24 protein-coding genes are annotated in these 25,223 nt (G+C 70.7%); 13 read left to right on the top strand and 11 right to left on the bottom strand.

The genetic code is table 11. The annotated features are described in order from the left end of the window. Positions 1 to 98 precede the first annotated feature (98 nt). From AXK61_RS06595 to AXK61_RS06605, 3 genes are read left to right on the top strand one after another with little or no spacing between them, the layout of a single operon-like run. A complete protein-coding gene (locus AXK61_RS06595; RefSeq protein ID WP_068573845.1) occupies positions 99 to 1,382 on the top strand; it encodes an acetyl-CoA C-acetyltransferase in 1,284 nt (427 codons plus the stop codon). 33 nt (positions 1,383 to 1,415) lie between these two features. After that, the gene (locus AXK61_RS06600; RefSeq protein ID WP_068744509.1) at positions 1,416 to 1,838 is read left to right on the top strand and encodes a CoA-binding protein; all 423 of its coding nucleotides are present in this window, start codon (positions 1,416 to 1,418) and stop codon (positions 1,836 to 1,838) included. Next, a complete protein-coding gene (locus AXK61_RS06605) occupies positions 1,835 to 2,335 on the top strand; it encodes a hypothetical protein (protein ID WP_068744372.1) in 501 nt (166 codons plus the stop codon). The genes AXK61_RS06600 and AXK61_RS06605 overlap by 4 nt, the downstream gene beginning before the upstream one ends. Positions 2,336 to 2,793: 458 nt before the next feature. Here the strand turns inward: AXK61_RS06605 and AXK61_RS06610 are convergent, their stop codons facing one another. The 6 genes from AXK61_RS06610 to AXK61_RS06635 all read right to left on the bottom strand — a co-directional run bounded on the left by AXK61_RS06610 (position 2,794) and on the right by AXK61_RS06635 (position 10,143). Further along, entirely contained in the window at positions 2,794 to 3,927 is a 1,134-nt protein-coding gene (locus AXK61_RS06610; RefSeq protein WP_197466763.1) for an acyltransferase family protein, read from the bottom strand. A gap of 52 nt (positions 3,928 to 3,979) precedes the next feature. After that, complete coding sequence (locus tag AXK61_RS06615; protein WP_068744511.1) at positions 3,980 to 5,938, bottom strand: YhgE/Pip domain-containing protein; 1,959 nt, start codon at positions 5,936 to 5,938, stop codon at positions 3,980 to 3,982. 35 nt (positions 5,939 to 5,973) lie between these two features. Next, positions 5,974 to 6,642 carry a hypothetical protein gene (locus AXK61_RS06620; protein WP_068744376.1) on the bottom strand — a complete coding sequence of 223 codons (669 nt, stop codon included), beginning with the start codon at positions 6,640 to 6,642 and terminating at the stop codon, positions 5,974 to 5,976. A gap of 186 nt (positions 6,643 to 6,828) precedes the next feature. Beyond that, positions 6,829 to 8,661, bottom strand: coding sequence for an acyl-CoA dehydrogenase (locus tag AXK61_RS06625; protein WP_068573858.1), 1,833 nt, complete (start codon positions 8,659 to 8,661; stop codon positions 6,829 to 6,831). Between the two features lie 112 nt (positions 8,662 to 8,773). Then, the gene (locus AXK61_RS06630) at positions 8,774 to 9,376 is read right to left on the bottom strand and encodes a class I SAM-dependent methyltransferase (protein WP_068573860.1); all 603 of its coding nucleotides are present in this window, start codon (positions 9,374 to 9,376) and stop codon (positions 8,774 to 8,776) included. Next, on the bottom strand, positions 9,373 to 10,143 hold the full coding sequence (locus AXK61_RS06635) for a deoxyribonuclease IV (RefSeq protein ID WP_068573862.1): 771 nt from the start codon (positions 10,141 to 10,143) through the stop codon (positions 9,373 to 9,375). The genes AXK61_RS06630 and AXK61_RS06635 overlap by 4 nt, the downstream gene beginning before the upstream one ends. Before the next feature lie 320 nt (positions 10,144 to 10,463). On the opposite strand from AXK61_RS06635, the gene AXK61_RS06640 reads away from it, so the two are divergent. Continuing rightward, positions 10,464 to 11,702 (top strand): alpha/beta hydrolase, encoded by a 1,239-nt coding sequence (locus AXK61_RS06640; RefSeq protein WP_068744378.1) that lies wholly within the window; start codon positions 10,464 to 10,466, stop codon positions 11,700 to 11,702. A gap of 204 nt (positions 11,703 to 11,906) precedes the next feature. Here the strand turns inward: AXK61_RS06640 and AXK61_RS06645 are convergent, their stop codons facing one another. Next, a complete protein-coding gene (locus AXK61_RS06645; RefSeq protein ID WP_068744380.1) occupies positions 11,907 to 13,457 on the bottom strand; it encodes an MFS transporter in 1,551 nt (516 codons plus the stop codon). A 101-nt stretch (positions 13,458 to 13,558) separates the two neighbouring features. Here AXK61_RS06645 and AXK61_RS06650 point away from each other — a divergent pair, with 101 nt between their 5' ends. Genes AXK61_RS06650 through AXK61_RS06660 form a run of 3 tightly spaced genes read left to right on the top strand, consistent with a single transcriptional unit; the run spans position 13,559 to position 16,618 of the window. Further along, on the top strand, positions 13,559 to 14,107 hold the full coding sequence (locus AXK61_RS06650; protein WP_068573868.1) for a TetR/AcrR family transcriptional regulator: 549 nt from the start codon (positions 13,559 to 13,561) through the stop codon (positions 14,105 to 14,107). A gap of 54 nt (positions 14,108 to 14,161) precedes the next feature. Further along, on the top strand, positions 14,162 to 14,932 hold the full coding sequence (locus AXK61_RS06655) for an SDR family oxidoreductase (protein ID WP_068744382.1): 771 nt from the start codon (positions 14,162 to 14,164) through the stop codon (positions 14,930 to 14,932). 45 nt (positions 14,933 to 14,977) lie between these two features. Further along, positions 14,978 to 16,618 (top strand): long-chain fatty acid--CoA ligase, encoded by a 1,641-nt coding sequence (locus tag AXK61_RS06660; protein WP_068573871.1) that lies wholly within the window; start codon positions 14,978 to 14,980, stop codon positions 16,616 to 16,618. A gap of 66 nt (positions 16,619 to 16,684) precedes the next feature. Here the strand turns inward: AXK61_RS06660 and AXK61_RS06665 are convergent, their stop codons facing one another. Further along, the gene (locus tag AXK61_RS06665; protein ID WP_156485587.1) at positions 16,685 to 17,173 is read right to left on the bottom strand and encodes a hypothetical protein; all 489 of its coding nucleotides are present in this window, start codon (positions 17,171 to 17,173) and stop codon (positions 16,685 to 16,687) included. Between the two features lie 113 nt (positions 17,174 to 17,286). Here AXK61_RS06665 and AXK61_RS06670 point away from each other — a divergent pair, with 113 nt between their 5' ends. Both AXK61_RS06670 and AXK61_RS06675 read left to right on the top strand, forming a co-directional pair. Continuing rightward, complete coding sequence (locus AXK61_RS06670; protein ID WP_068744386.1) at positions 17,287 to 18,909, top strand: molybdopterin-dependent oxidoreductase; 1,623 nt, start codon at positions 17,287 to 17,289, stop codon at positions 18,907 to 18,909. A gap of 78 nt (positions 18,910 to 18,987) precedes the next feature. After that, entirely contained in the window at positions 18,988 to 19,848 is an 861-nt protein-coding gene (locus tag AXK61_RS06675; RefSeq protein WP_197466764.1) for a M23 family metallopeptidase, read from the top strand. On the opposite strand, the gene glsA is transcribed toward AXK61_RS06675, so the two are convergent. Then, on the bottom strand, positions 19,837 to 21,099 hold the full coding sequence (gene glsA / locus AXK61_RS06680; RefSeq protein ID WP_082778152.1) for a glutaminase A: 1,263 nt from the start codon (positions 21,097 to 21,099) through the stop codon (positions 19,837 to 19,839). The two genes, AXK61_RS06675 and glsA, sit on opposite strands and share 12 nt — an antisense overlap. A 163-nt stretch (positions 21,100 to 21,262) precedes the next feature. Here glsA and AXK61_RS06685 point away from each other — a divergent pair, with 163 nt between their 5' ends. The 3 genes from AXK61_RS06685 to AXK61_RS06695 all read left to right on the top strand — a co-directional run bounded on the left by AXK61_RS06685 (position 21,263) and on the right by AXK61_RS06695 (position 23,579). Further along, the gene (locus tag AXK61_RS06685; protein ID WP_068744387.1) at positions 21,263 to 22,648 is read left to right on the top strand and encodes an aspartate aminotransferase family protein; all 1,386 of its coding nucleotides are present in this window, start codon (positions 21,263 to 21,265) and stop codon (positions 22,646 to 22,648) included. Between the two features lie 28 nt (positions 22,649 to 22,676). After that, positions 22,677 to 23,168 (top strand): SRPBCC family protein, encoded by a 492-nt coding sequence (locus AXK61_RS06690; RefSeq protein WP_068744389.1) that lies wholly within the window; start codon positions 22,677 to 22,679, stop codon positions 23,166 to 23,168. A 72-nt stretch (positions 23,169 to 23,240) separates the two neighbouring features. Beyond that, a complete protein-coding gene (locus AXK61_RS06695; protein WP_068744391.1) occupies positions 23,241 to 23,579 on the top strand; it encodes a hypothetical protein in 339 nt (112 codons plus the stop codon). A gap of 63 nt (positions 23,580 to 23,642) precedes the next feature. On the opposite strand, the gene AXK61_RS06700 is transcribed toward AXK61_RS06695, so the two are convergent. Then, a complete protein-coding gene (locus AXK61_RS06700; protein WP_068744393.1) occupies positions 23,643 to 24,428 on the bottom strand; it encodes an S-methyl-5'-thioadenosine phosphorylase in 786 nt (261 codons plus the stop codon). Then, positions 24,425 to 24,748 (bottom strand): hypothetical protein, encoded by a 324-nt coding sequence (locus tag AXK61_RS06705; RefSeq protein ID WP_068744395.1) that lies wholly within the window; start codon positions 24,746 to 24,748, stop codon positions 24,425 to 24,427. Before AXK61_RS06705 ends, AXK61_RS06700 begins: the two co-directional genes overlap by 4 nt. A 77-nt stretch (positions 24,749 to 24,825) precedes the next feature. On the opposite strand from AXK61_RS06705, the gene AXK61_RS06710 reads away from it, so the two are divergent. After that, entirely contained in the window at positions 24,826 to 25,197 is a 372-nt protein-coding gene (locus tag AXK61_RS06710) for a PLD nuclease N-terminal domain-containing protein (protein ID WP_068744397.1), read from the top strand. The last annotated feature ends 26 nt before the right edge of the window (positions 25,198 to 25,223 follow it).

A 25,223-nucleotide genomic window follows, 5' to 3' on the forward strand; every position in this document is an offset into this window, starting at 1 on the left:
ACCTCATCCGTGTGGGGTTCCGATAGGCTATCGACAAGCAACTTACTCCAGAGTAAGAATACTCGGTAGTAGCAACCCTCGATCACAGGGAGAAACCCGTGGCAAACATCGAAACCCGCCCGGTCGCCATCCTCGGCGGAAACCGGATCCCCTTCGCCCGCTCGGACCGCGCGTACGCGAAGGCCAGCAACCAGGACATGTTCACCGCCGCGCTCAATGGTCTCGTGAGCCGGTTCAACCTGCAGGGCGAGCAGCTGGGCGCGGTCGTCGGCGGCGCCGTGCTCAAGCACAGCCGCGACTTCAACCTGATCCGCGAGTCGGTGCTCGGCAGCCCGCTCTCGCCGTACACCCCCGCCTTCGACGTGCAGCAGGCCTGCGCCACCGGCCTGCAGGCGATCAACGCCGCGGCCCAGGGCATCCAGCTCGGCCGCTACGACGCGGCCATCGGCGGCGGCGTCGACACCACCTCCGACGCGCCGATCGGCGTCTCCGAGGGCATGCGCAAGGTGATGCTCGAGCTCAACCGAGCGTCGAGCACCGTCGACCGCCTCAAGCTGGTCGGCAAGCTCCCGGCCAACCTGGGCATCGACATTCCGCGCAACGGCGAGCCGCGCACCGGCATGTCGATGGGCGAGCACGCCGCCATCACGTCCAAGGAGTTCGGCGTCTCGCGCGCCGAGCAGGACGAGCTGGCCTACCTCAGCCACACGAACATGGCCGCCGCGTACGACCGCGGCTTCTTCGAGGACCTGATCACCCCGTACCTCGGCCTCACCCGCGACGACAACCTGCGCCCCGGCAGCACCGTCGAGAAGCTCTCGACGCTCAAGCCCGTCTTCGGCGTCTCGCTGGGCGACGCGACCATGACGGCCGGCAACTCGACGCCCCTCACGGACGGCGCGTCGACGGTGCTGCTGTCCTCCGACGAGTGGGCCGCCGAGCGCGGTCTTCCGGTGCTCGCGTACCTCAAGGACGTCGAGTACTCCGCCGTGGACTACGTCGGTGGCAAGGACGGCCTGCTCATGGCGCCGACCTACGCGGTGCCGAAGCTGTTGGCGCGCAACGGCCTCACGCTGCAGGACTTCGACTTCTACGAGATCCACGAGGCCTTCGCCTCCGTGGTGCTCGCGACGCTGCAGGCCTGGGAGTCGCCCGAGTACTGCAAGGACCGCCTGGGTCTCGACAAGCCGCTCGGCTCGATCGACCGGTCCAAGCTCAACGTGAACGGCTCGTCGCTGGCGGCCGGCCACCCGTTCGCCGCGACCGGCGGCCGCATCGTGGCCTCCGCTGCGAAGCAGATCAAGGAGAACGGCGGCGGTCGTGCGCTGATCTCCATCTGCGCCGCCGGCGGCCAGGGCATCACCGCCATCATCGAGGGCTGATGTAGCGGGCCCCGGCCGCCTACAGTGGTGGGTATGAGCACGACGGACGACGTGGTCGAGAAGATCCTTCGCGACTACGACACCATCACGGTGGTCGGGGCCAGCGCGGATCCGGCGAAGGCGGCGCACGACGTGCCCGCCTACATGCAGCACCGAGGCTGGCGCATCATCCCGGTGAACCCGCACCCCGACGAGATCCTGGGCGAAAAGGTGTACCGCACACTGGCGGACGTCCCTGAACAGGTCGGGCTGGTCGATGTGTTCCGGCCCTCGGAGTTCACACCGGACATCGCCCGGCAGGCCGTGGCCGCGGGTGCGACCGCGCTGTGGTTGCAGTTGCGGATCCGCTCGGCGGAGGCCCGCGAGATCGCGGAATCCGCCGGGCTGCTGTACGTCGAGGATCGTTGTCTCATCATCGAGCAGCGGCGTACGCAGATCTCCCGGAGGACGGCATGAGCGTCGGTGTCGTGATAGTCCTCGTGATCGCGGTGGTCGCGGTGCTCACGCTGGTCGGAGTCCTCTGGTTCGTCCGCGACTCCAACAAGCGCATCCGGACCTTCGCCCGGTCCTCCGATCTCGTTCCCGGCCGACCCGGTCGCGCGCCGGCCGAATGGGTCGATTCGACTGCGCCGGAGGCGCTTCTGCACCAGCGGGTCCGCTACGCGATCGCCGACGTGCATCGCGGCGCCGTCGCCCCCGCGGTCCCGCCGCCCGCGGACTCGGCCGTACACGGGCCCGAGTCCGACCTCGCCGCGCTCGACGACGCCGTCTTCGGCCTCGACGACGAGATCATCGCCGCGGCGCAGCTGTCCGGAGAGGAGCGCGCGGCGGTGTTGGGGGAGCTGGAGCCCAAGGTCGCGGCGCTCGAATCGTTGACCGGGAAGCTCTGGGACGCGCCGTCCGCCCGCCGCCGCGAGCTGATCGATGCGACGACGAGCGCGCTTCGCCGATGATTGGTGCGGTGGATTCCGTCGCCTGCGGAGTGATGAGTGTTTTCCCGAAGGGGTATACGCGCGGCGTATAGGGGTGAATTCGCAGGTCAGGGCCGTATTGTTCAGTGTGGGGTATGCATTCGGTGCATACCCCATGGCCATCGCGTGGCGCCTGTTCGTCGCCGTCCCTCCACCTCGGCCGCCCGCCGATTCGTTCCCGTGTCGTGGCGGCTCAGGATGTCGGGCTCCGGTGAGGGAGAGGCGTCGGCCACGCGCCCCGTGATCGCGCAGGACCCGACATTCTGAGCGGCCCTACCGCGGTCCATCCCGAGAAAGGGCTGCGGCGCGCCGCGTGCGCCACGCGAGGGTATGCAGGAGACGCATACCCCTCTTCAGGATAAATGGGCTCTGACCTGAGAAAATGCGGGGTATGCGTCGCGCGCATACCTTGTCGGACCGGTTGCCTGTCTTCCGAAGACCTACCGCGCGGACGCCCGGGCCCGCAGTCTTTCCACCGCGCGGCTGAGCACCCAGGCCAGCGGCACGGTCACCAGAGAGGTCACCGCGACGATCGTCCACGTCGAGCCCTGGAACAGCGAGTAGTGCAGCACGTTGATTACGACGACGTCCATCGCGATCACGTGGATCAGGAAGTACTCGTAGCTGATCGATCCCAGCCACACCATCGGCCGCGAGCCGAGCACACCCGGCCGGCCGACGGCGAAGGCCGCCACCAGCAGTCCGCCGATCAGCGCCTCGAGCAGGTACTTCGTCACGCCCTGCGCGGTCGTGGGCAACCTCAGGTCGAGCGGGCCGGCGGCCGGGGTGAGCAGCACCGCGAAGGCCGCCGCCGCAGCCAGCAGCAGACCCCATCGCGCCCACCGCTCCCACGACGCCGCCCGCACCCGGTCGATCACCAGCGCGACGATGATCCCGGCGGCGAAGGCTGCGGCGTACGCGGGCGGCCAGGTGCGGGTGGTCTTGCCGAACACGTTCGTCTCGATGACCAGCACCAGCCACCCGACGGACAGCGCCACCATCGCCGCGGGCACGATCCACGCCCGCGGCCCGCAGCGGACGATCGCCGCCCCCAGCAGCGGCAGCACCAGGTAGAACGCGAACTCGACGCACATGCTCCACATCTGCGAGAGCCCCGTGTGCACGTACCCGACCCCGTAGATCTGGGTGAAGGTCATGTGCCGCACATACCCGACCCAGCCCTGGCCGTGGGTGGAACCGTCGGGCCGCCACAGGTAGATCACGTAGACGACGGTGACCACGGTCCAGTAGGCGGGCAGGATCCGCCACGCGCGATGGACCGCGTACCGCCGCAGGTCGGGCCCAGCAGTGCCCGCCCCGTCGCGCCCGCCACCCCGTCGCCCGGAAACACCGTCGCGCCCGACAGCACCGTCGCGCCCGGCAGCACCGCCGCGCACCGTCGACCGTGCCGCCGCGACCCACGGCCGCACCAGCAGGAACCCGGACAGGGCGAAGAACACCGGCACCGCGGCCTGCAGCCGGGAATAGGCGGCTCCCCAGAGGTCGGGGGTGTAGTCGCCCGCCCAGAACGCGGCGTGGGTGACGCACACGGCGAACGCCGCGACCGCCCGCAAACCGGTGAGGGCGGGGAATTGCTGGGAGCGGGGAGCGGTGTCGATAAGCGGTTCAGATCTTGATCGCGGGCATGAGCCGGTCGAGGTTCCACAGTCGGTTGCGCCGCGCGGACAGACACGAGACGGTGATCGACGCGACCCAGATGAACAGCATCACCCCGATGGCGACCCAGAGCCGGTGGTCGATGCCGCCGAGCACGAGTTGCCGAAGGCCGTTGACGCCGTAGGTCATCGGGTCGTACTTGTGTAGCACCTGGAAGGGTCTGGCGGTGGTCTCCACCGGATACATGCCGCCGGAGCTCACCAACTGCAGCATGAGCAGCGCCATGATGAGAACGCGTCCGACCGCCGGCCCGACCAGTGCGTTCACCGCCTGGGTGAACGCGATGAAGGCGAGCGAGACGCCCATCATGAAGAACACCATCGCGATCGGATGCGCGACTTCCAGACCCAGCGCGAACCGCACCACGCAGTACAGGATCACCGCCTGGCACAGGCCGATCGCGGCGGCCGGGAGGTAACTGGCCATCACCACACGGATCGCCAGCACCTCTGCGGCGATCGCGCGGTTCTGCAAGGGACGGAACACCATCCACAGGACCAGTGCGCCGAAGAACAGCGCCAACGTGAGGAAGAAGGGCGCCATGCCCGAGCCGAAGTTCGGCGCGCGGTTCTCGTGCGACGCGTCCAGCTGGACCGGCCCGCCGATCGTCTCGGCGACCTGGGAGGCCTGCTGGTCCGTCCACTTCGGGACGGAGCCGGCGCCCTCGTGCAGCTTGGTCGCCAGCTCGCGGCTGCCGGTGCGCAACTGCCCCGTCCCGTCCGAGAGCTTGGCGGCACCGTCGGACAGCTGGGTGATGCCGTCGTCGAGCGTGGCGTTCCCGGCGGCGAGCTGCGCCGCGCCGGAGCGCAGCTGCGTGATCTTCGCGGTGAGGTCGGTGCCGGTGGCGCCCACCTGCCCGAGCATCGTCGCCAGGGGACTGCCGGGGGTGCGGAGCTGCTCGGTGAGGGTGGCGGCGGCGGACGATGCGGCGACGACCTGCTGCTTCGCGGTGGCGGGCACCGAGGCCTGCGCGAGTTGGGCCCGCACCGCCCGCAGGCCCTCCGCGGCCTGTCGGGCAGCCGGATCGGGGCTCGCGGTGAGCTGCTTGATGGCGGCGTCGATGCCGGCCAGCATCGTGTCCTGCGTCTTGATGAACACCCCGGCCTTGTCGGCGGCGTCGGCGAGGGCGGTGGCGCTCTGCTGGAGCTGCGCGGTGTTCCCGCCCAACCCGGACAACGCCCTCGTGAGGGCGAGGATCGGGTCGGTGGCCTGGTTGATGCCGTCGGAGAGCTGCTGCGAGCCGGTCCGCAGCTGCGCCGAGCCGGTCTTCGCAGTGGTCAGGCCCGTGGCGAGCTGTTTGACACCGTCGTCGGCGGTGTCGAGACCGTCCGCGAGTTTGCCGGCACCGTCGGCGGCCTGTTCGATGCCCGCGCCAGCGGAGATGACCATCGACAGGACCTGATTGACGGCCTGCCCGGAGATCCGCGTGGACACCGCGTTGAGGACCTGCGCCATCGCCGACTGGCCGATGGTCGAGCTGACGTAGTTGTTGGCGTCGTTGTAGACCGCGCGCAGCTGTGCTTTCTCCGGCTTGCCGGACATGGGCGAGGCGATGGCGGAGGAGAAGTTCTCCGGTAGCTCGAGCATGAAGTAGTAGGTGCCGTCCTTGACGCCCTTCGCGGCCTCCGCCGGGGAGACGATGTGCCAGTCGAGGCTCTTGTCGTCCGCGAGCGACTTCTCCACCTCGGCGCCCGCGTTGATCTTCTGGCCCTTGACCTCGGTGCCCTTGTCGGCGTTGACGAGCGCGACCGGCATCTTGTTGACGTGGCCGAAGGGGTCCCAGAACGCCCACAGGTACAGCGCGCCGTAGACGAGCGGCAGCAGCATGATCACGACGATCGCCGCGCGCGTCAGCCGGCTGCGGCCGAAGCGCTTGATCTCGGAACCGAAGGCCAGTCCGGCGACGATGGGAATGAGGCGGCTCTTCTTCTCGGACAAGAGAATCAGTCCTTCCGGGTCAGGGCGCGTCGGTCGTGCAGGGTGTGCTGGGGCGCGATGCCGCCGAGGGGGTTGGTCACCCCGACGATCACGGTGTACTGCTCGGCGATCGCCCCCAGCCGCTGCACGGCGTCGGCGCGACCGGGGTTGTCGCGGACCTGCTCGAGGTCGCCGACGATGAGGATCGGGTGATTGCTGAGCAGGGCCAGGGTGATCCGCAGCAGGAACAGCTGCAGGTCCGTCAGCTCGACGATGCGGGTCCGCGGCCCGGGACGGTCGAGGTCGCCGAACACGCGGTCCATCTCCAGCCGCCCGGCGCTCAGCGGCACCATCGAGTACCAGGGCGCGAGCCAGCGCCGCTGTTCGGCCAGCACGGTCTCGACGGTGACCGACTCGTCCAGGTCGTCGATGCCCTCGAACGCCGCGACGGCGCACTTCTTGCGGATCGCGCCGGGGCTCCTCGCGCCCAGGGCGTCGACGGTGCCGTGCGTGGGCTTGAGGCGCCCGGCCAGCGTCAGGAGCAGTGCGTTCTGGTCCGGCCCGGCCGGCATCTGCACGGCGTGCAGGCCGCGGTCGAACTCCAGGTCGATGCCGCGGAACAGTGGCCCGTGCTCCCCGTCGACACCGAGGTCCTGCGCCGTCAGCTGTACGTCGATCGGCTGTTCATCGTCCATGCGGGGCACTCCGGAGGTCGTCGGCGCAGGTCGGTAGTGATCCTACGGGCCGGGTCCGACGGTGCCGCACCTGACGACGGTGCGCGCCGGGGCGCGGGCGGCGCACCGTTGGACCCGGGAACGGGAGAGGGCGCCCCGACCGGTGGTCGGAGCGCCCTCGAGGTGCTCGGTGTTACGGAGCGACGATCAGAACGCGGCCTCGTCGAGGTCCATCGCCTGGTTGTCGACGGCCGCGACGACGTCCTTGACGGAGGTCAGCAGCGGCAGCATGTTGGCGGCGAAGAACTTCGCGACGCCGACCTTGCCCTCGTAGAAGGACTTGTCGGCACCGGAGGCGCCGCCGTCGATCGCGGCCTGCGCGATGACGGCCTGGTGCAGCAGGCGCCAGCCGATCATCAGGTCGCCGAAGGCCATCAGGAAGCGCACGGAGCCGAGGCCCACCTTGTACAGCTCCGAGGGCTCCTGCTGCGAGGCGAGCGCGAAACCGGTGAGCGTGGCGGCCATGGCCTGCACGTCCTCGGCGGCGGTCTTGAGCAGGGCGACATCGGCGGCGAAGGCGCCACCGGCGTTGGCCTCGATGAACGCGGTGATCTGGCCGGCGAGGTGGCCGAGCGCGGCGCCGCGGTCACGGAGGATCTTGCGGAAGAAGAAGTCCTGCGCCTGGATGGCGGTGGTGCCCTCGTAGAGCGAGTCGATCTTCGAGTCGCGGACGTACTGCTCGATCGGGTAGTCCTGCAGGAAGCCGGAGCCGCCGAAGGTCTGCAGCGACTCGGTGCCGAGCAGCGTGAAGGCACGCTCGGAGCCGACGCCCTTGACGATCGGGAGCAGCAGGTCGTTGACCTTGAACGCCATCTCCTCGTCGGCGCCCGACACGGGGGTCGCGGTGCGGACGTCCTGGTGCGCGGCGGTGTACAGGTACACGGCGCGCAGGCCCTCGGCGTAGGCCTTCTGCGTGAGCAGCGAGCGGCGCACGTCCGGGTGGTGCGTGATGGTCACGCGCGGCGCGGTCTTGTCGGCCATCTGGGTCAGGTCGGCGCCCTGGACGCGCTGCTTGGCGTAGTCGAGCGCGTTGAGGTAGCCGGTCGAGAGGGTTCCGATGGCCTTGGTGCCGACCATCATGCGGGCGTGTTCGATGACCTTGAACATCTGCGCGATGCCCTTGATCTCCTCGCCCACGAGCCAGCCCTTGGCGGGCTTGCCGTGGCCACCGAAGGTGACCTCGCAGGTGGTGGAGGTCTTGATACCCATCTTGTGCTCGACGCCGGTGACGTAGACGCCGTTCTCCTCGCCGAGGTTGCCCTGCTCGTCGAAGTGGTGCTTCGGCACGAAGTACAGGCCCAGGCCCTTGGTGCCCGGCGCGCCGCCCTCGGGGCGGGCGAGCACCAGGTGGAAGGTGGACTCGAACATGCCGTCCATGACCGCCGAGGTGATGAAGCGCTTCACGCCCTCGATGTGCCAGGAGCCGTCCTCCTGCTTGATGGCCTTGGTGCGGCCGGCGCCCACGTCCGAGCCGGCGTCCGGCTCGGTGAGCACCATGGTGGCGTTCCAGTTGCGCTCGGCGGCGATCTTCGCCCACTTCTTCTGCTCGTCGGTGCCCTCGTCGTGCAGGATCTGCGCGAAGCCGGGGCCGGCGGCGAACATGAAGACGGGCGGGTTGGCGCCGAGGAACATCTCGCCGATGCCCCAGTACAGCGAGCGGGGCACGTCGGTGCCACCCAGCTCGTCGTCGAGGCCGAGGTACGCCCAGCCACCGTCGGCGAACTGCGCCTGCGACTTCTTGAAGGCCTCGTTGATCTTCACCTCGTGGGTGGCCGGGTCGAAGACCGGCGGGTTGCGGTCGGCCTCGGCGAAGGACTCGGCGATGGGGCCCTCGGCCTGACGGGCCGCCTCGCGCAGCATCTCCTTGGCGGTGTCCTCGTCGAGGTCGCCGTACGCACCGGAAGCCAGCACCTCGCCGACGCCGAGATCCTCGAAGAGGTTGAACTCGATGTCGCGGACGTTGCTCTTGTAATGGCCCATGGGGCTGTTCCACCTTCTCAGATCAGGCTGTCGGACTGTTACCTGCCGGTAAGTTACCGCTCGGTAATATCTATAGAATAACGCGCGCGCCGCGTGCGAACAAGTGCAAGCACTACGCGGGCTCGATCGCGTCGGCCCGTCGTCGGCGCGCGCGAACGGCCAGGTCAGTGCCGGTGCCGTGGTACGGATCACTCTCCCGCCATTCCACGTGCTCCACCACCATGTCCTCGGGTAGTGCCTCGGAGACCTCTGCGGCGCCGAAGACGGGCAGGCCGGGGTGCGAATCCGCCTTCTCGTGCGCGAGCAGCAGGAGCAGTCCGCCGGGCGCGAGGGCCGCCGCGGCGCGGGCGATCGCCGCCGCCCGGTGCTCGGGGTCGGGATGCACGTACGCCCACACCACGAGGTCGTAGGGCCGGTCCGGGATCTCCTCGGCCGTGATGTCGAGCGGGGTCCAGTGCAGCCGGGCGCGGACGGTGCGCGGCGACCGGGCCGCCACGGTGGCCGCCTTGTCGAGGCCGACGCGCGAGTAGTCGATCGCCGTCACGTCCCAGGCGCGGGTCGCGAGCCACAGCGCGTGTCGCCCCTCGCCGGTGCCCACGTCGAGGGCGCGGCCGGGCGGCAGGATCGTGACCTGCTCGACGATCCACGGGTCCGGCGGGGCGCCCCAGACCAGTTCGCTGGAGCGGTAGCGATCATCCCAGTCGGTGGAGTTCACGCGAGCGCCTCCTTGAGGTAGGCGACGTCGTCGGCGAGACCGTCGGCGGGGGTCTCGAGGATGATCGGGGCGCCGGCGGCGCGGGCCACATCGGCGAGCAGGTCGGGGTCGATGGTGCCGTCCTGCAGGTTGGCGTGGCGGTCCCGCGCGGAGTCGAACTCGTCGCGGGAGTTGTTGAGGTGCACCAGGTCGATGCGCCCCGTGATCGCCATGACCCGTTCGACGATGCCCAGCAGGTCCTCGCCGCCGGCCCACGCGTGGCAGGTGTCGAGGCAGAACCCCGCGCCCTGGTCGCCGACGGCGTCCCACAGCCGGTCGATGGCCTCGAGCTGGCGGGCGATCGCGCCCTCGCCGCCGGCGGTGTTCTCGATGAGGATGGGTACGCCGAAGCCGCCCTTCTCCGCCTGGCGCGTGAACAGCTTGCGCCAGTTCGCGATCCCCTCCTCGAGCGCCTCGCCCTCGCGGAGGTGACCGCCGTGCACGACGAGCCCGAACGCGCCGAGGTCCGCGGCCGCCTGCGCCTGCAGGGCGACGGCATTGCGGCTGGGCATGCGCAGCCGGTTGTTGAGGCTGGCGACGTTGATCCGGTACGCGGAGTGCACCACGATCTCCAGCGGCGACGCCTTCAGCGCCTCCGTCTGCGGGTGCGGTTGCGGTTTGTCGAAGGACTGCGGATCCTGCACGAACATCTGGATCACGTCCACGCCGAGCTTCTCGGCCGTCTCGACGGGGTGGGTGTCACTGCGGACATGGGCACCGATTCGCATGCGTCCAGAGTAGTGCTTCGACGGTGCTGCTGTTCGGAGTGGGCGGTGTTGCTCCGCGAGGTGATGCGCCGCGCGCATACCTGTTGTATCCCCAGGTAGGAGCGATGTTTCGGGGGATGGGTATGCACCCGGCGTATTGCCCTCCTCGCGCGGGCGCTGCGGGCGAATCGGGTGCGGATGCCTTCCCGCACCCGTTCTGCCCGGCGTCGCCGGCCGCCGTCGTACCCGCCCGTGTGGAGGACCGCGGTCCTGTGGATGACGGGCCGGTTCGGGCGCCTTCGCGCGGCCACCGGGTCCGACGGTGCGCCTAGCGTGACGCCATGGTGGTCATCGGGGAGACGGCGTGGCGGGGGACGGCCGCCGATGCGTACGCGGGGTGGGCGGCGCGCGAGGGCGGGGCGCTTCGCGAGTTGGCGGTGGCGATCGAGCTCGCCGAGCGCGAGATCCATGCGGGCGGAGGAGGACTCGCGGAGCGCCTCGCCGCGATCGATCTGCCCGCGGCGCCGGCGCTCGACGGTGCGGACGCGGCCCGGTCACCGGAGTCGGAGGGTGGTGAGCGGTGGGGGCCGGGCCGGGCGGAGATCGACCAGGTGGCTCTCGGCGCACCGTCGTTGCCCGTTCCGCGACCGGGCCGCCCGAGGTCCGCCGCGCGGCGCGACGAGGAGAACCGGGCGCGGCTCGCAGCCGACCTGCGGGCCCTTCGCGGGAAGCGGCGGAGCCGCGCCGAACGGGCCGAGCTCGAGATGCTCGAGCGGCTGTCCGCGCGGCTCGCGGAGCTGGACCGGACGGGGCGGACCGTGCAGCTCTTCGACTACGACCCCACGGCGTTCGGCGGGGACGGCATCGCGGTCGTCGCCATCGGCGACCTCGACACCGCGCAGAACGTGGGGGTCGTGGTGCCGGGGATGGGCACCACCGCGGCGTCGATCGGGGACGTGAGCGCGAACGCGGTGCATCTGTACGACGCGGCGGCCCGTGCGGACCCGGCCCGGTCGACGGCGACGGTGGCCTGGATCGGGTACGACGCACCGTCGGGCAGGGCGAGCCCGTTCGAGGTGCGCAACCGGGCCGCTGCCAGGCAGGGCGCGTTCCGGCTGCAGGACGACCTGCGGGACATCGCGGCGCTGCGCGCGGTCGCGGACGCGCGGGTCGTGGTGTTCGGCCACAGCTACGGTTCCACGACGACTGCGCTCGCCGGGGCGGACGGGGCGCTCGCGGGCACCGTCGACGCGATGGTGCTGGTGGGCTCGCCGGGCGTCGGGTCGGTGGGATCCACGGCGGAACTGGGTGTGCCGGTGTTCGTGGCACGGCACCCGGACGATCCCGTGCCGCTCATCGGTCGCACCGACGGCGTATTGGGGTCCGTGCGCAGGCTGCTGGGGGTCGAGGTGGGGCTGGGAGCGGACCCGTCGGCGCCGTCCTTCGGCGCCACGCCGCTACCGGTCGACGGTGCGCGGGGGTTCGGCCTGGCGGCGCACTCCGGCTACTTCGCGGAGGGATCACGATCGCTCGACGCGTTCGCGGCGGTGTTGACAGGAGGGAGCGATCGTGCCCGGTGACATCGATCCAGACGCAGTGGATCTGGAGGCGCTGCGCCGGGCCGCGGCGCGCTGGGAGGAGGAGGCGGATCGGCTCCGCGCGGCGGCCCGCGCGTGGACCGCGCGGGCCGGGCCGCCGGGCGTCGCGGACTTCGCCGCGCGGGCGGGCGCGACGCTCGCGGCCCACGCGGAGGTCGCGAGCGTCGCGGCGTCGCGGCTGCGCGACTACTGCGCCGCGGTGCGCTCGGCCGACGAGGAGGGCTCGCGCAGTGTGCGGTGCGCGATCCAGGCCGCGACCAGCATGAGCCCCACGCCGATCGCGGACGTCACCGTGACGCCGGCGTCGAACGCATGACCGGCCGAGTCGATCAGCGCCGCAGCGGTATCCGCGGGCAGCTGCGCGGCCGTGTGGTGCGCTCCGGCCAGTGTTTCGGCGGCGGTGTCCGCCTGCGCGCCGGTCACCCCCGCGGGGAGCACGAGATTGGCGGCGTACGCACCGGCGAGGATCGAGCCGAGCACCGCGGTGCCCAGTACGGAGCCCAGCTCGTACGCCGTCTCGGACACCGCCGACGCCGCGCCGGCCTTCTCCGCGGGGACCGACGAGACGATCATGTCGTTCGAGAGCGTCTCCGCGGCACCGATTCCCACGCCGAGCATCGCGAACGCGATGAGCACGGCGAGCGTCGACTCGGGCGAGGCGAACGCGGCGACCACGGCGTACGCCGCGGCGGAGGCGAGCATGCCCCAGACCACCACGGTCGACGGCGCGATCCATCGCACGGCGCGCACCACGTACAGCCCGGCGACCATCATGGTGATCAGGCCCGGGACCAGTGCCCAGCCGGCGTCCATCGGGCTCATCCCGACCACCAGCTGCAGGTGCTGGCTGACGAAGAACATGAAGCCGACCAGCGAGAACACGCTGAGCAGATTCACGGCGACGGCGCCGGAGAAGCGGCGGTTCGTGAACAGCCGGACGTCGAGCATGGGGTCCGGACGGTGGAGCTGGCGGCGGATGAACAGCGCGGTCGCGACCACGCCCACGGCGAGCGGCAGGACGACCGACAGCACGTCGCCACCCTTGGCGAGGCTCTTGACGGCGTACACGATCGGGGTGAGCGCGAGCAGCGACAGTGCGATCGACACCGGGTCGATGCGGCCCGGGTTCGGGTCGCGCGACTCGGGCACGAAGATCGGGGCCAGCACGAGCAGCGGGATCAGCACCGGCACGGCCATGAGGAACACCGAGCCCCACCAGAAGTGCTCGAGGAGGAAGCCGCCCACGATCGGGCCCAGCGCCGCGCCGGCGGCGAAGAAGGACGCCCACACCGCGATGGCCAGCCGCCGCTGCTGCGGATCGGCGAAGATGTTGCGCAGCAACGAGAGCGTCGACGGCATGAGCATGGCGCCGAAGAAGCCGAGGCCGGCGCGGGCGGCGATGAGTGCGACCGCGGTGGGGGAGTAGGCGGCCACCACCGACATCGCGGCGAACCCGGTCGCGCCGAGGAGCAGCAGCCGCCGGCGTCCGAACCGGTCACCGAGGCTGCCCATCGAGACCAGCAGGCCGGCCAGCACCAGCGGGTAGACGTCGATGATCCACAACTGCTGGGCCGCGGTGGGGCCGAGCGTCGCGGCGATCGACGGTAGCGCGAAGCCGAGCACGGTGCCGTCGATGGAGACCAGCAGCACCGGCAGCATGAGGACCGCGAGCGCGCCCCAATCGCGCACCGTGGCGCGTGGGGGCGCGGGCGTGGCGGGGAAGACGACGGCGGTCATGGAGCACTTCCTGGGGATTCGGCGGGTCGATCCTCGTTACTGTACCAGCCGGACGGTATAGAAACGAGCGTCGTCGATCGTGCGGGACCTAGAATCGATGTGTGCCACCCCCACCGACCGCGCGCGCCAAGCTGCTGGAGTCCTTCGTCCGCATCCTGATCGAGCAGGGTGAGCGGGCCGCGACCCTCGAGGCCGTCGCCGCCGACGCCGGCGTGAGTAAGGGCGGGCTCCTGTACCACTTCGGATCCAAGGACGCCCTGGTCGAGGGGCTGGTGGCCCGGCTCGACCGGCTCGTCGCGGAGGACGTCGAGCTCATGGCCGCGGCCCCGGAGGGCGCGGTCGAGTACTACGTGCGCACGTCCGTCTTCGCCGACACCCCGCTCGACCGCGCGATCGTCGCGGTCTTCCGCCTCAGCCAGGGGGCGAACGCGCGCGCCCAGCAGGCGGCCCGCGGCATGCAGGATCAGTGGCTGCGCACGCTCCGCGAGCAGGTTCCGGACGAGGCGACCGCCCGCGCGGTGCTCCTCCTCGGTGACGGTCTCTACTACAACGCCGCCCTCACCGGTGGCCATGCGACGGTGACCGAGGCTCAGCTCGATGCGCTCGTCGAGCGGGTCCGGCTCATGGTCGCCGCTCACGCCGCTAATTGAGTGATGTTCAGTAGAGTCTTTACCGCCGCCTGACCAGCGGGTAGGTTTGGGGTCATGCCTTCCATCTTCATCTCCGGCGGTGCCTCGGGCATCGGCCGCGCCACGGCCCTGCGCTTCCTGTCAGAGGGGTGGACGGTGGGCGTCTACGACGTCAACGAGGTCGCCCTCGCCGACCTGAGGTCGGCGCATCCGGAGATCGTGACCGGCACGCTCGACGTCACCGACTACGACCAGTGGGAGGCCGCGCTCGCGGACTTCACGCAGCACACCGGCGGCGGCCTGACGGTTCTCGACAACAACGCGGGCGTCCTGTTCAGTGGCGACCTCGACGAGATCACGCCGCAACAGATCAAGCTGCAGATCGACATCGACGCGCTCGGCGTCACCTACGGCGCGAAAGCCGCGCTCCCCTACCTGAAGGACCAGCCGGGTGCACACCTGGTGAACATCAGCTCCGCCTCGGCGATCTACGGCCAGCCGGGCATCGCGACCTACAGTGCCGCCAAATTCTACGTCGCCGGCTTCACTGAGGCGCTGGAGCTGGAGTGGGAGAAGCACGGCATCCGGGTCGTCGCGATCTGGCCGCTGTGGGCGAAGACGGCGCTCGCCGAGACCGACGCCAAGAGCACGCGGACCCTCGGCGTGAACATCACCCCGGAAGAGGTGGCCGAGCAGGTGTGGCACTCCGTGCACCCGTCGATCCGGGTGCCCTTCCTGCCGCGGGTCCACTATTCCGTCGGAACCTTGACCACACTGCTGTCCAATTCGAGTAAACTCGCACCGAGGTCGGTCGTGCGCCTGATCAACCAGATCACCAGTCAGTAGCACCCCCCGGCTGCATTCCCCATCCGAGAAGGAGTCTCCACCACCGTGATTCAGACGACGATGCAGGACGGCGAGCTGACGATCGCTCGTCTCGTCGAGTACAGCCGCCGCGTCTTCCCCGAGGCCAAGATCACCACCTGGACGGGCGAGGGCCTGCGCGACATCTCCTTCGCCGAGGTCGGTGACAAGGCTGCGCAGCTCGCGCACGCGCTGACCAAGCTGGGCGTGCAGCGCGGCGACCGCGTCGCCACGTTCATGTGGAACAACAACGAGCACCAGGTGGCCTACGCCGCCGTACCCGCGATGGGCGCCGTGCTCCACACGCTGAACCTGCGCCTCTCGCCGGAGCAGGCGGTGTTCATCATCAACCAGGCCGACGACAAGGTCATCCTCGTCGACGCCTCGGTCGCGCCACTGCTCGGCAAGTACCTCGCCGGCACCCCGAACGTGCAGCACGTCATCGTCGCGAACGGCCCGAAGGAGGCTCTCGAGGCGCCCGCGGGCATCACCGTGCACGGCTTCGACGAGCTCATCGCGGGTGAGGCCACCACCTTCGACTGGCCCGAGATCTCGGAGCGCGACGCGGCCGTGATGTGCTACACCTCGGGCACCACGGGTGACCCGAAGGGCGTCGTCTACAGCCACCGGAGCATCTGGCTGCATTCGATGCAGGTCAACTCGAGCTCGGGCATGGCGCTCGGCAACGCCGACTCCGTGCTCGCGATCGTGCCGATGTTCCACGTCATGAGCTGGGGCCTGCCCTACGCCGCGATGATGGGCGGCATCACGCTGATCATGCCCGATCGCTTCCTGCAGCCCGAGCCGCTGCTGCAGATCCTCGACGCCACGAAGGCCACCTTCGCCGCCGCCGTGCCCACCATCTGGGCCGGCGTCGCCGCGCAGCTCGCGGCCAAGCCGCAGGACATCTCGCACCTGCGCGAGGTCGTCGTCGGTGGCGCGGCCGTGCCGCCGTCCATGATCCGTGCGTTCGATCAGTTCGGGACCCGGATCGTGCACGCCTGGGGCATGACGGAGACCTCGCCGCTCGGCTCGGTCTCGCGCCCGCCCTTCGGCGTCTCCGAGGAGGACGAGTTCGCCTACCGCGTCACGCAGGGCCGCTTCCCCGCGTCCGTGCAGGCCCGGCTCATCGACGACGAGGGCAACGAACAGCCCTGGGACGGTGAGGCTTCCGGCGAGCTCGAGGTTCGCGGACCGTGGATCACCGGTGCGTACTACGCGCCCGAGGGCAATGTCTCCGACCCGTCGAAGTTCCACGACGGCTGGCTCCGCACGGGCGACGTCGCGTCGATCAGCCCGGACGGTTTCATGACCATCCGCGACCGCACGAAGGACATGATCAAGACCGGCGGCGAGTGGATCAGCTCCGTCGAGCTGGAGAACACGGTCATGAGCAACCCGACGATCGCCGAGGCCGCCGTCGTCGGCGTGCCCGACGAGAAGTGGGACGAGCGTCCCTTCGTGCTCGCGGTCGTCAAGGACGCGGGCGACGCCGACGTCGCCGCGCAGCGCGCTTTCCTCGAGGACAAGCTGCCCAAGTGGCAGATCCCGGAGCGTTGGGCCTTCGTCACCGAGGTCCCGAAGACCTCGGTCGGCAAGTTCGACAAGAAGCTCATCCGCGCCGAGTACGCCGACGGCACCTACACGGTGGTCGACGCGCGCGCCTGACGCACCTCTCGAGTTCGACGGGGCCGTCGCAGCCGGTGGGCTGCGGCGGCCCTCGTCGTTCTCGGGTTATCCGAAGTCCAGCACCAGCTGCGGGGACTCGACGAGGGTCAACTCGGCGTTCGTGAGGAATCCGAGGTCCTCGACGCCGGTGATGGCGCTGAAGAGGGCGAAGAACTTGTCCTCCGTGTACTCCTCGTCGACCGACTCCTCTCCGGGGAGCGGTTCGCCGAAGTCCTCGTCGCCTTCGCCGGTATCGATCTCGATGAGCCGGCGCACGCGCGAGCCGTCGCGGTAGGCCTCCAACAGGTAAACGCCGCCGGTGCTGCCGATGGCGAGATGTGTGACGGCCGTTCGCGTCCCGGCCAACATCTCGACCACATCCGAGTCGAAGAACCTCCGCGATACGACGGTGACCCCGGCCGCGGACACGTGTGCCCACGCCCGCTCGTCGTAGTCCCCGGCAGGATCGACGCGGCGCTCCTCACCCAGGCGGACAAGATCGCTCGCGTGGGGCCCCGATGCGGCGATATGCAGCATATCGATGTTCCAGCCCATGTTGCTGAACATATCGCACTGGTGCTGGGAGGCCTCTGCCACGAATTCTTACGGATCGGTGAGCTGTCCGGACGATCGCCCCGGACGGGGTCGCGAAGTGCCACGCTGGACTCGTGACCCGGACGACCGAGAGACCTGCCGCGAGCCCGGCTGCGCGTCGAGCGCCGGCGTGGGCGGCCGCGCTCGCGGGTGTGTTGGCGGGCGCCGTCGGGCTGGCGGTGGCGGAACTCGTGGCCGCGGTGATCGCGCCCGGCGCGAGCACGGTGTTCGCGGGCGGCGCGGCTGTCATCGACGCGGCGCCGCGATGGCTCAAGGACTTCGCCGTCGAGTGGTTCGGCACCGCGGACAAGGCGGTGCTGCTCGGGACGATGGGCGTCGTGCTCGCCGTGGGAGCGGCGGCCGCGGGCCTGCTGGAACTCCGGCGCCCGCCGTGGGGCGCGGTGTTGATCGGCGCGGTCGGGATCGTCGGGGCGGTCACGGCGGTTCTGCGCCCGGACGCGACGGCGCTGTGGGCCGTGCCGAGCCTCGTCGGCATCGGCGCGGCGGTACTGGTGCTGCGCCTCGCGACGCAGCGGCTGGCCCCCGCGTGGAGCTCGGGCGGTGCCGCCGAGCCGGCTCGGCGTTCGGACGCCGCCGGCGTACCGGACCGGGGCGCGGACGGTGCCGGCGCCATGGACCGGCGCGGATTCCTCGTAGTGGCGGGTGCGGCCGCCGGAACGACGGTGCTCGCCCTCGTGGGCGCCCGCCTCCTGTCGGCCGGGGCGACCGCCGTCAAGGCGGCTCGGGAGACGCTGCGCCTGCCCGTGCCGCGCACCCCGGCACCGTCGGTCCCTGCAGGCGCCGACCTGCGGATCGCCGGCCTCACGCCCTACGTCACGCCCGCCGCCGACTTCTACCGCATCGACACCGCGCTCCGCGTGCCGCAGATCGACCCGGCGCACTGGTCGCTCGAGGTCCACGGCCTGGTGGACGAGCCCTTCACGCTCAGCTGGGACGAGTTGCTCGCGCTGCCGATGCAGGAGCACCACGTCACGCTCGCGTGCGTCAGCAACGAGGTCGGCGGCGACCTCATCGGCAACGCCCTGTGGCTCGGCTACCCGATCGGTGCGCTCCTGGAGCGGGCGAAACCGCGGGCCGGTGCCGACATGGTGCTCTCGCGCAGCCATGACGGCTTCACCGCGGGCACGCCGCTCGAGGTGCTCCGCGACCCCGCCCGCACGTCGTTGCTCGCGATCGGCATGAACGGCGAGCCCCTGCCCGTGGCCCACGGCTTCCCCGCGCGGCTGGTCGTCCCCGGCCTCTACGGATACGTCTCGGCGACCAAGTGGGTGACCTCGCTCACGGTCACGACCTTCGCCGCCGATCAGGGCTATTGGACGCCGCGCGGCTGGTCCGCGCGGGGCCCGGTCAAGGTGCAGTCGCGCATCGACGTCCCGCGGGGGTCGGCGTCCGCCGGATCGGTGACGGTGGCGGGCGTCGCCTGGGCGCAGCACACCGGGATCGGCAAGGTCGAGGTCCGTGCGGATTCCGGACCGTGGGTGCAGGCCGAGCTCGCGGACACCGTCGGGCCGGACACGTGGCGGCAGTGGCGGGCGTCCCTCCCGCTGGCCCGCGGCGAGCACACCCTCGAGGTCCGCGCCACGGACGCGAACGGACAGGTCCAGACCGAGGCGGAGGCGCCGGTCGCCCCCGACGGTGCCACCGGCTGGCACCGGATCTCCGTGTCCGTGAGCTGAGGCGCCGACGGGCACTGGACGGCACCACACCGATCCGATAGTTTGAAAGTACGGAATTTCAATCCACAGGAGGTGGGTGTGCTCGGATCGCTGCTGCGCGGGGCGTACCGCCTGCGCTCGACGCTGATCATGGTCGGGGTGCCGGCGTTCGTCGTGGCGAGCCTCCTCGACGCCCCGGGGTGGCTGCTGGGTGTGATCGCGCTCGTCGTCGCGACCGGCGTGCTGCTCGGCCTCGTCCGCCCCGCCGAGCCGCCGGACGATCCGTCGCGCACCGTCGAACCGCCGGTCCGAGGGCGGTGGGTGGCGCTGAACAGCCCGTCGACGAAGGTGCCCAGTCACGGCGTCCGCGACTACGGCCAGGCCTACGCGGTCGACCTCGCGCTCGTCCCCGACGGCGGAAAGCTCGATTGGGGAGCAGGATTCGCGCGCCCGGAGGATGTCGCCGGGTTCGGGGAGGTCGTGCACGCGATGGTGAGCGGCGAGGTGGTCCGCGTGTCCGACTGGCGCCGCGACCACCGCTGCCGCACCTCGAAGCCCGCGCTCGTCTACATGTTCCTCGAGGGCCTGATCCGCTCGTACGGGGGCCCGGGCTGGGTGATCGGCAACCACGTCGTCATCAGGTCCGACGCCGACGGTGCCTTCGCCCTCGTCGCGCACCTGCGCCGCGGCTCCGCGTGCGTCCGCGTGGGACAGGCGGTGCGCGCGGGGGAGCGGATCGGGGAGTGCGGCAACTCCGGCAACACGACGGTGCCGCACGTCCACGCCCAGCTCATGGACCGCGCGTCCGCGGCCACGGCCCAGGGCCTGCCGCTGCGGCTGCGCGGGGTCACCGTCGAACGGCCCGACCGTGAGCTGCTCCCCGGACTGACGCCCGGCACCGTCGGGACCCGGTACCCGGGCGTCCCCGCCGACGGCGAACTGCTGGTCTCAGCCCAGTAGCCCGGAGGGGTCGAGGATCTCGACCCGCACGCCGTAGCCGAGGTCGTGCTGCATCTGCGTGAGCAGGTACCGGGCCACCGGGGCGAGGCGCGTCGCGTTCGTCAGGTCGACGGTGACCGCCGTCCCGATCCGCACCTGGCCGGTGCTGAGGATCTCGTGCACGAGTTGCTCGGTGGCCACGAAGTCGACCTCGCCGCGCAGCCGGAGGGTGACGCGGCCGGACGCCGGGTCGACGTCGATGCCGGCGAGGGCGGTCACCGCCGTGAGCGGCCGCGAGAGCATGTGCAGCCCGAACTCGTCCGAGAGCTGCTGCAACGCCGCGACGCCGCGGCTGGAGTTGCCGGCGTCGTCGAGCGGCGGGCTGAACACGCCGATGCCGTACTCGCCCGGGCTGGCCGCGACGATGCCGCCGCCCACGCCGGACTTGGCGGGGATCCCGACGGTGCACAGCCACGCCCCGGACCGGTCGTACATGCCGCAGCCGGCCATGACCGACAGCACCTGCCGGGCGACGGGCTCGGAGATCACCCGCTCGCCCGTGACCGGGTTGACGCCGCCGCTGGCGAGGGTGGCGCCCATGACGGCCACGTCGTGCGCGTCGACCAGCAGCGAGCACTGCCGGAAGTACGGATCCAGCGCGTCCTCGACGGTGGTGCGCAGCGCATCGGTGGACCGGGCGAGGGCGGCGAGCGCGAGGTTGCGGAAGCCGGTGGCGGCCTCGGACAGATACACGGCGTCGTCGAGCTCGAGCTCCCGGCCGGCGAAGCGCGACAGCCCGGCCCGGATCGCCGCGAACCGCTCGGCGCCGTCGGCGGCGGGGATGAGCGAGGTGCACACGATCGCTCCGGCGTTGATCAGGGGGTTCTCGGGGCGGCCCTGCGCGTCGAAGCTGATCCCGTTGAACGCCTCGCCGCTGGGCTCCACGCCGATCCGCTCGCCCACCGCCTCGATCCCGAGCGTCTGCAGCGCCAGCGCGTAGACGAAGGGCTTCGAGATCGACTGGATCGTGAAGGGCGTCCGGTGATCGCCCGCACCGTAGGAGTGCCCGGCCACGGACACCGTCGCGATGCCGAACCGATCGGGGTCGACGTGGGCGAGCTGTGGGATGTAGTCGGCCACCGCGCCGGGCGGGTCGGACCGACGCACGTCGTCGAGCACGCGGGCCAGCGCGGCGTTCACGGGATGCCCGGCCAGGGCGGTCGACGGTGCCGGGTCGTCGTCCGTCAGGAGGGCGTCGAGATCGATGCTCATGATGCCTTCGACGGTAGCCGAGGCCGGCGTCCGGGGCCGGGTGAAAGACCCGGCCCGTCAGCGGTGTTCGGCGGGCCGAGTATCGTTCGCAGTACCGCGACACGTACCAGGTGACCAGCGCAGACCAGCGGATATCGCCGTCTTGAACTTTGGAGAATGAATCATGACCGACACGCTGCCCGACGGCCGGGCCCTCAACGACGCCATCGCGGCCGGAGCCCGCGCCTACGAGCTCGACCGCGCGCACGTCTTCCACTCCTGGTCCGCGCAGGCCCAGATCACCCCCATGACCGTCATCGCGAGCGAGGGCTCGTACGTGTGGGACGGCGAGGGGCGCAAGCTCCTCGACTTCAGCTCGCAGATGGTCAACACGAACATCGGCCACCAGCACCCGAAGGTCGTCGCGGCCATCGCGGAGCAGGCGGCGAAGATCTGCACGATCGCGCCGCAGCACGTGAACGAATCCCGCAGCGAGGCAGCGCGGCTCATCGCCGAGCGCACCCCGGGCGACCTGAACAAGGTGTTCTTCACCAACGGCGGCGCCGACGCCGTCGAGCACGCGATCCGCATGGCCCGCGTGCACACCGGCCGCCGCAAGGTGCTCAGCCGCTACCGCAGCTACCACGGCGGCACCGAGCTCGCGATCAACGTCACCGGCGACACCCGTCGCTTCGCGAGCGACTTCGGCGGCGAGTCCGTCGCGCACTTCGACGGTCCGTTCCTCTACCGCTCGTCCTTCTACGCGGAGACCGAGGAGCAGGAGTCGCAGCGCGCGCTCGAGCACCTGGAGCGCACCATCGTGCTCGAGGGCCCCAACACCATCGCCGCGATCATCCTCGAGGCCATCCCCGGCACGCCCGGCATCATGGTCCCGCCGCCCGGCTACCTCGCCGGCGTCCGCGAGCTGTGCACGAAGTACGGGATCGTCATGATCGCCGACGAGGTGATGTCCGGCTTCGGTCGCGCCGGGAAGTGGTTCGCCATCGAGCACGCCACCACCGCCGCCGGGCCCGTCGTCCCCGACCTGCTGACCTTCGCCAAGGGCTCGAACAGCGGTTACGTGCCGCTGGGCGGCGTCGCGATCAGCGGTGAGATCGCCGCCACCTTCGCCGACAAGCCCTACCCGGGCGGCCTGACCTACTCCGGCCACCCGCTGGCCACCGCCGCGGCGGTCGCGACCATCAATGCGATGGCCGAGGAGGGCATGGTCGAGAACGCCGCGAAGATCGGCGAGGAGATCATCCGGCCCACGCTGGAGGAGTTCAAGGCCAAGCACCCGTCCGTCGGCGATGTGCGTGGCGAGGGCGTCTTCTTCGCCATCGAGCTGGTGCGCGACAAGGAGACCCGCGAGCCGCTGGCGCCCTACGGCGGCAGCAGCCCGGCGATGAACGAGACCGTCGGCGCGCTCAAGAAGGGTGGCCTGCTGCCCTTCGCCAACTACAACCGGATCCACGTCGTCCCGCCGTGCAATGTCTCCGCCGAGGAGGCCCGCGAGGGCCTCGCCATCATCGACGAGGCGCTGAACGTCGCGGACGCGCACACCGTCTGACCCGTCACCACGAGGCCGAGGAGGCCCCATGCCCGCTCTCAAGCCCGTCCTGCCCGCCGAACTGCAGGCCGGCCGGCCCGGCGTGTACGAGTTCTCCGTGCGCTCGGCGCGCCCCGTCGACTGGGTCTGGGGTGAACTGACCTCGGACCGGCCCCTGCACTGGTGCACGGGGATCCGCAAGATCGAGTGGACCAGCCCGCGGCCCTTCGCCGCGGGTTCCACCCGCCGGGTGCACCTCGGCCCGGGCGTCAGCGCCGACGAGCTCTTCTACTCCTGGGAGGAGTCGGAGACGCTGTGCGAGAAGGCCTTCTACGTGCAGTCCGCCACCGCGCCGGGGCTGTCCCGGTTGGCGGAGAAGTACCGCGTCGAGGCGCACCCCGACGGCGGCTCCGTGTTCACCTGGACGCTGCTCATCGAGCCCGTCGGCGGCGACCGCGTGATCGGCCTCAGCGCCTTCCCGGCCGGCCTCATCGTGAAGTGGCTGCAGCGCGACACCGAGAAGTACCTCGGCTCGGCGTAACCGCACGCACGACAGAATCCGCACGGCCGAATAGGGTCGTGCGGATTCTGCATTCTGCGCTAGGCTCGGCCCATGGTCCCGACCACTCCCGAGCCTCAGCAGGACGGCTTCTCGGCCTTCATGGAGGCGGCCTTCCCGATCTTCTTCGGGCTGCTCGGCCTGGCCATCGTCAGTGTCTTCGTGGCGATCGCGGTGGGTGCTGTGCGGAACAACCGCGCTGCGAAGGCGAGAGGTGTCGACCTCACGACCCTGGACACCGAGCTGCGCATCCAGGCGTTGCAGAGTCGGGCCCTCGGCGCGGACCGTTCGATCGAGCAGCGCCTCGCGGAGATCGACGACCTCGCCGCCCGCGGCGTCATCGACGCCGACGAGCGCGCCACGGCGCGGGCGAAGATCCTCGCCGAGGGCTGAACGCGGAACTCCTGCAGCTTCCGGCGGCGACGCGGCGGGCACCGTCGGACCCGGGAGGCTCCGTCAGATCCAGACCGGACCGGCGTCGAGGCCGTCGGGGAGGTCGTGATCGCCCCGGGCGCACTCGCACGGGGCGGCCGGGTCGACGGTGGCGATGGTCCGCGCGAGCACGTCCGTCAGGCGCGGAAGGTTCGCGCGGAACTGCGCGAGCACGTCCTCGGTGTGCACGCCCTCGCCGGCCTCGATGCCCGCGTCCAGGTCGGTGACCAGCGCGATCGAGGCATAGCAGAGCTTCAACTCCCGGGCCAGGGCGGCCTCGGGCAGTCCGGTCATGTTCACCAGGTCCCAGCCCTGCGCCGCGTACCAGCGACTCTCCGCGCGCGTCGAGAAGCGCGGGCCCTCGATGACCACCATGGTCCCCGAGGCGCGGTCGGCTCCCGGCGCGGCGGCGGCCCGCAGGACGGGGCAGTACGGATCGGCGAAGCTCACGTGCACGCCGTGCCCGTCGAAGAAGGTCGACGTCCGTCCGGACGTGCGGTCCACGAGCTGGTCCGGGACGGTGATCGTCCCGGGCCCGGCCGCCGGGTCGAGACTGCCGACGGCGCACGGCGCGAGCACCTTCGTCGCCCCGAGCCGGCGCAGTGCCCACAGGTTCGCGCGGTACGGCACGGTGTGCGGCGAATACTCGTGGTTGCGGCCGTGCCGCGGCAGGAACGCCACCTCGCGCCCGGCGATCTCGCCCAGGGTCACCGGGGCGCTCGTCGGCCCGTACGGGGTGTCGACGGTGACCTCCTCCGTCGCGCCGGACAGGAAGCGGTAGAGCCCCGTGCCCCCGATGACGGCGATCATGCGCGGCCTCCGAGCCGGCTGCGGACGGCCTCGGCGACCTCGTCCGGCCTGCCCACCTCGAAGAACTGCTCCGATCCGTCACCGAGGGTCACGCACAGTCGCTGCCGCGTCCGCTTGAACAGCCCCACCACGTCCTCGACGATGCCGGCGCCCACGATGTGCCGGAACTGGACCGCGAACGGCGTCCCGTCGAGCTTCGAGGCGAGCCCGGCCGGGCGGAACCGCAGGTGCGTCTGCGTCAACTCGAGGTGCCCGCGGACGGCGCCGGAACGCTTCCCGATACTGAGCAGACGGGTCGCGGGCCAGCTGAGATCAGTCACGGTGACACAATATGTCGAGACCGCGTGGGGTTCGCGGTAGCATCAGTTATCCGTTTTCCTATGGGTGGGGGTTCGAGATGCCGTACTTCGGTGCGATCGTGATGCTGCTGTGGGTCGCGGCACTCATCGACGTGATCGCCGCGGACGAGTTCCGGGTGCGCCACCTGCCCAAGATGGGTTGGCTGATCATCGTGATCATCATCCCCTTCGCGGGTTCGTTGATCTGGTTCCTCATGGGCCGGCCCGTGGGCGGCGGAGATCGGGGCGGCGCACCGTCGCGCACCTCGGGGTTCCCCGAGTACGAACGCCCGGGACGCCACATCGCGCAGTACGCCGATGATGACGACGACTTCCTCCGGCAGTGCCGCGAGCGGGCCGAACAGCAGCGTCGCCGCGCGAAGGAACTGGACGCGCGCAACCCGTCCGACGCGCCCGAGGACAAGGACTGAACGCCGGCCCGCCCCGCCGACTGAGG

Origin of the sequence: Tsukamurella pseudospumae (genome assembly GCF_001575205.1) — a bacterium.
Taxonomy (GTDB): Bacteria; Actinomycetota; Actinomycetes; order Mycobacteriales; family Mycobacteriaceae; genus Tsukamurella; species Tsukamurella pseudospumae.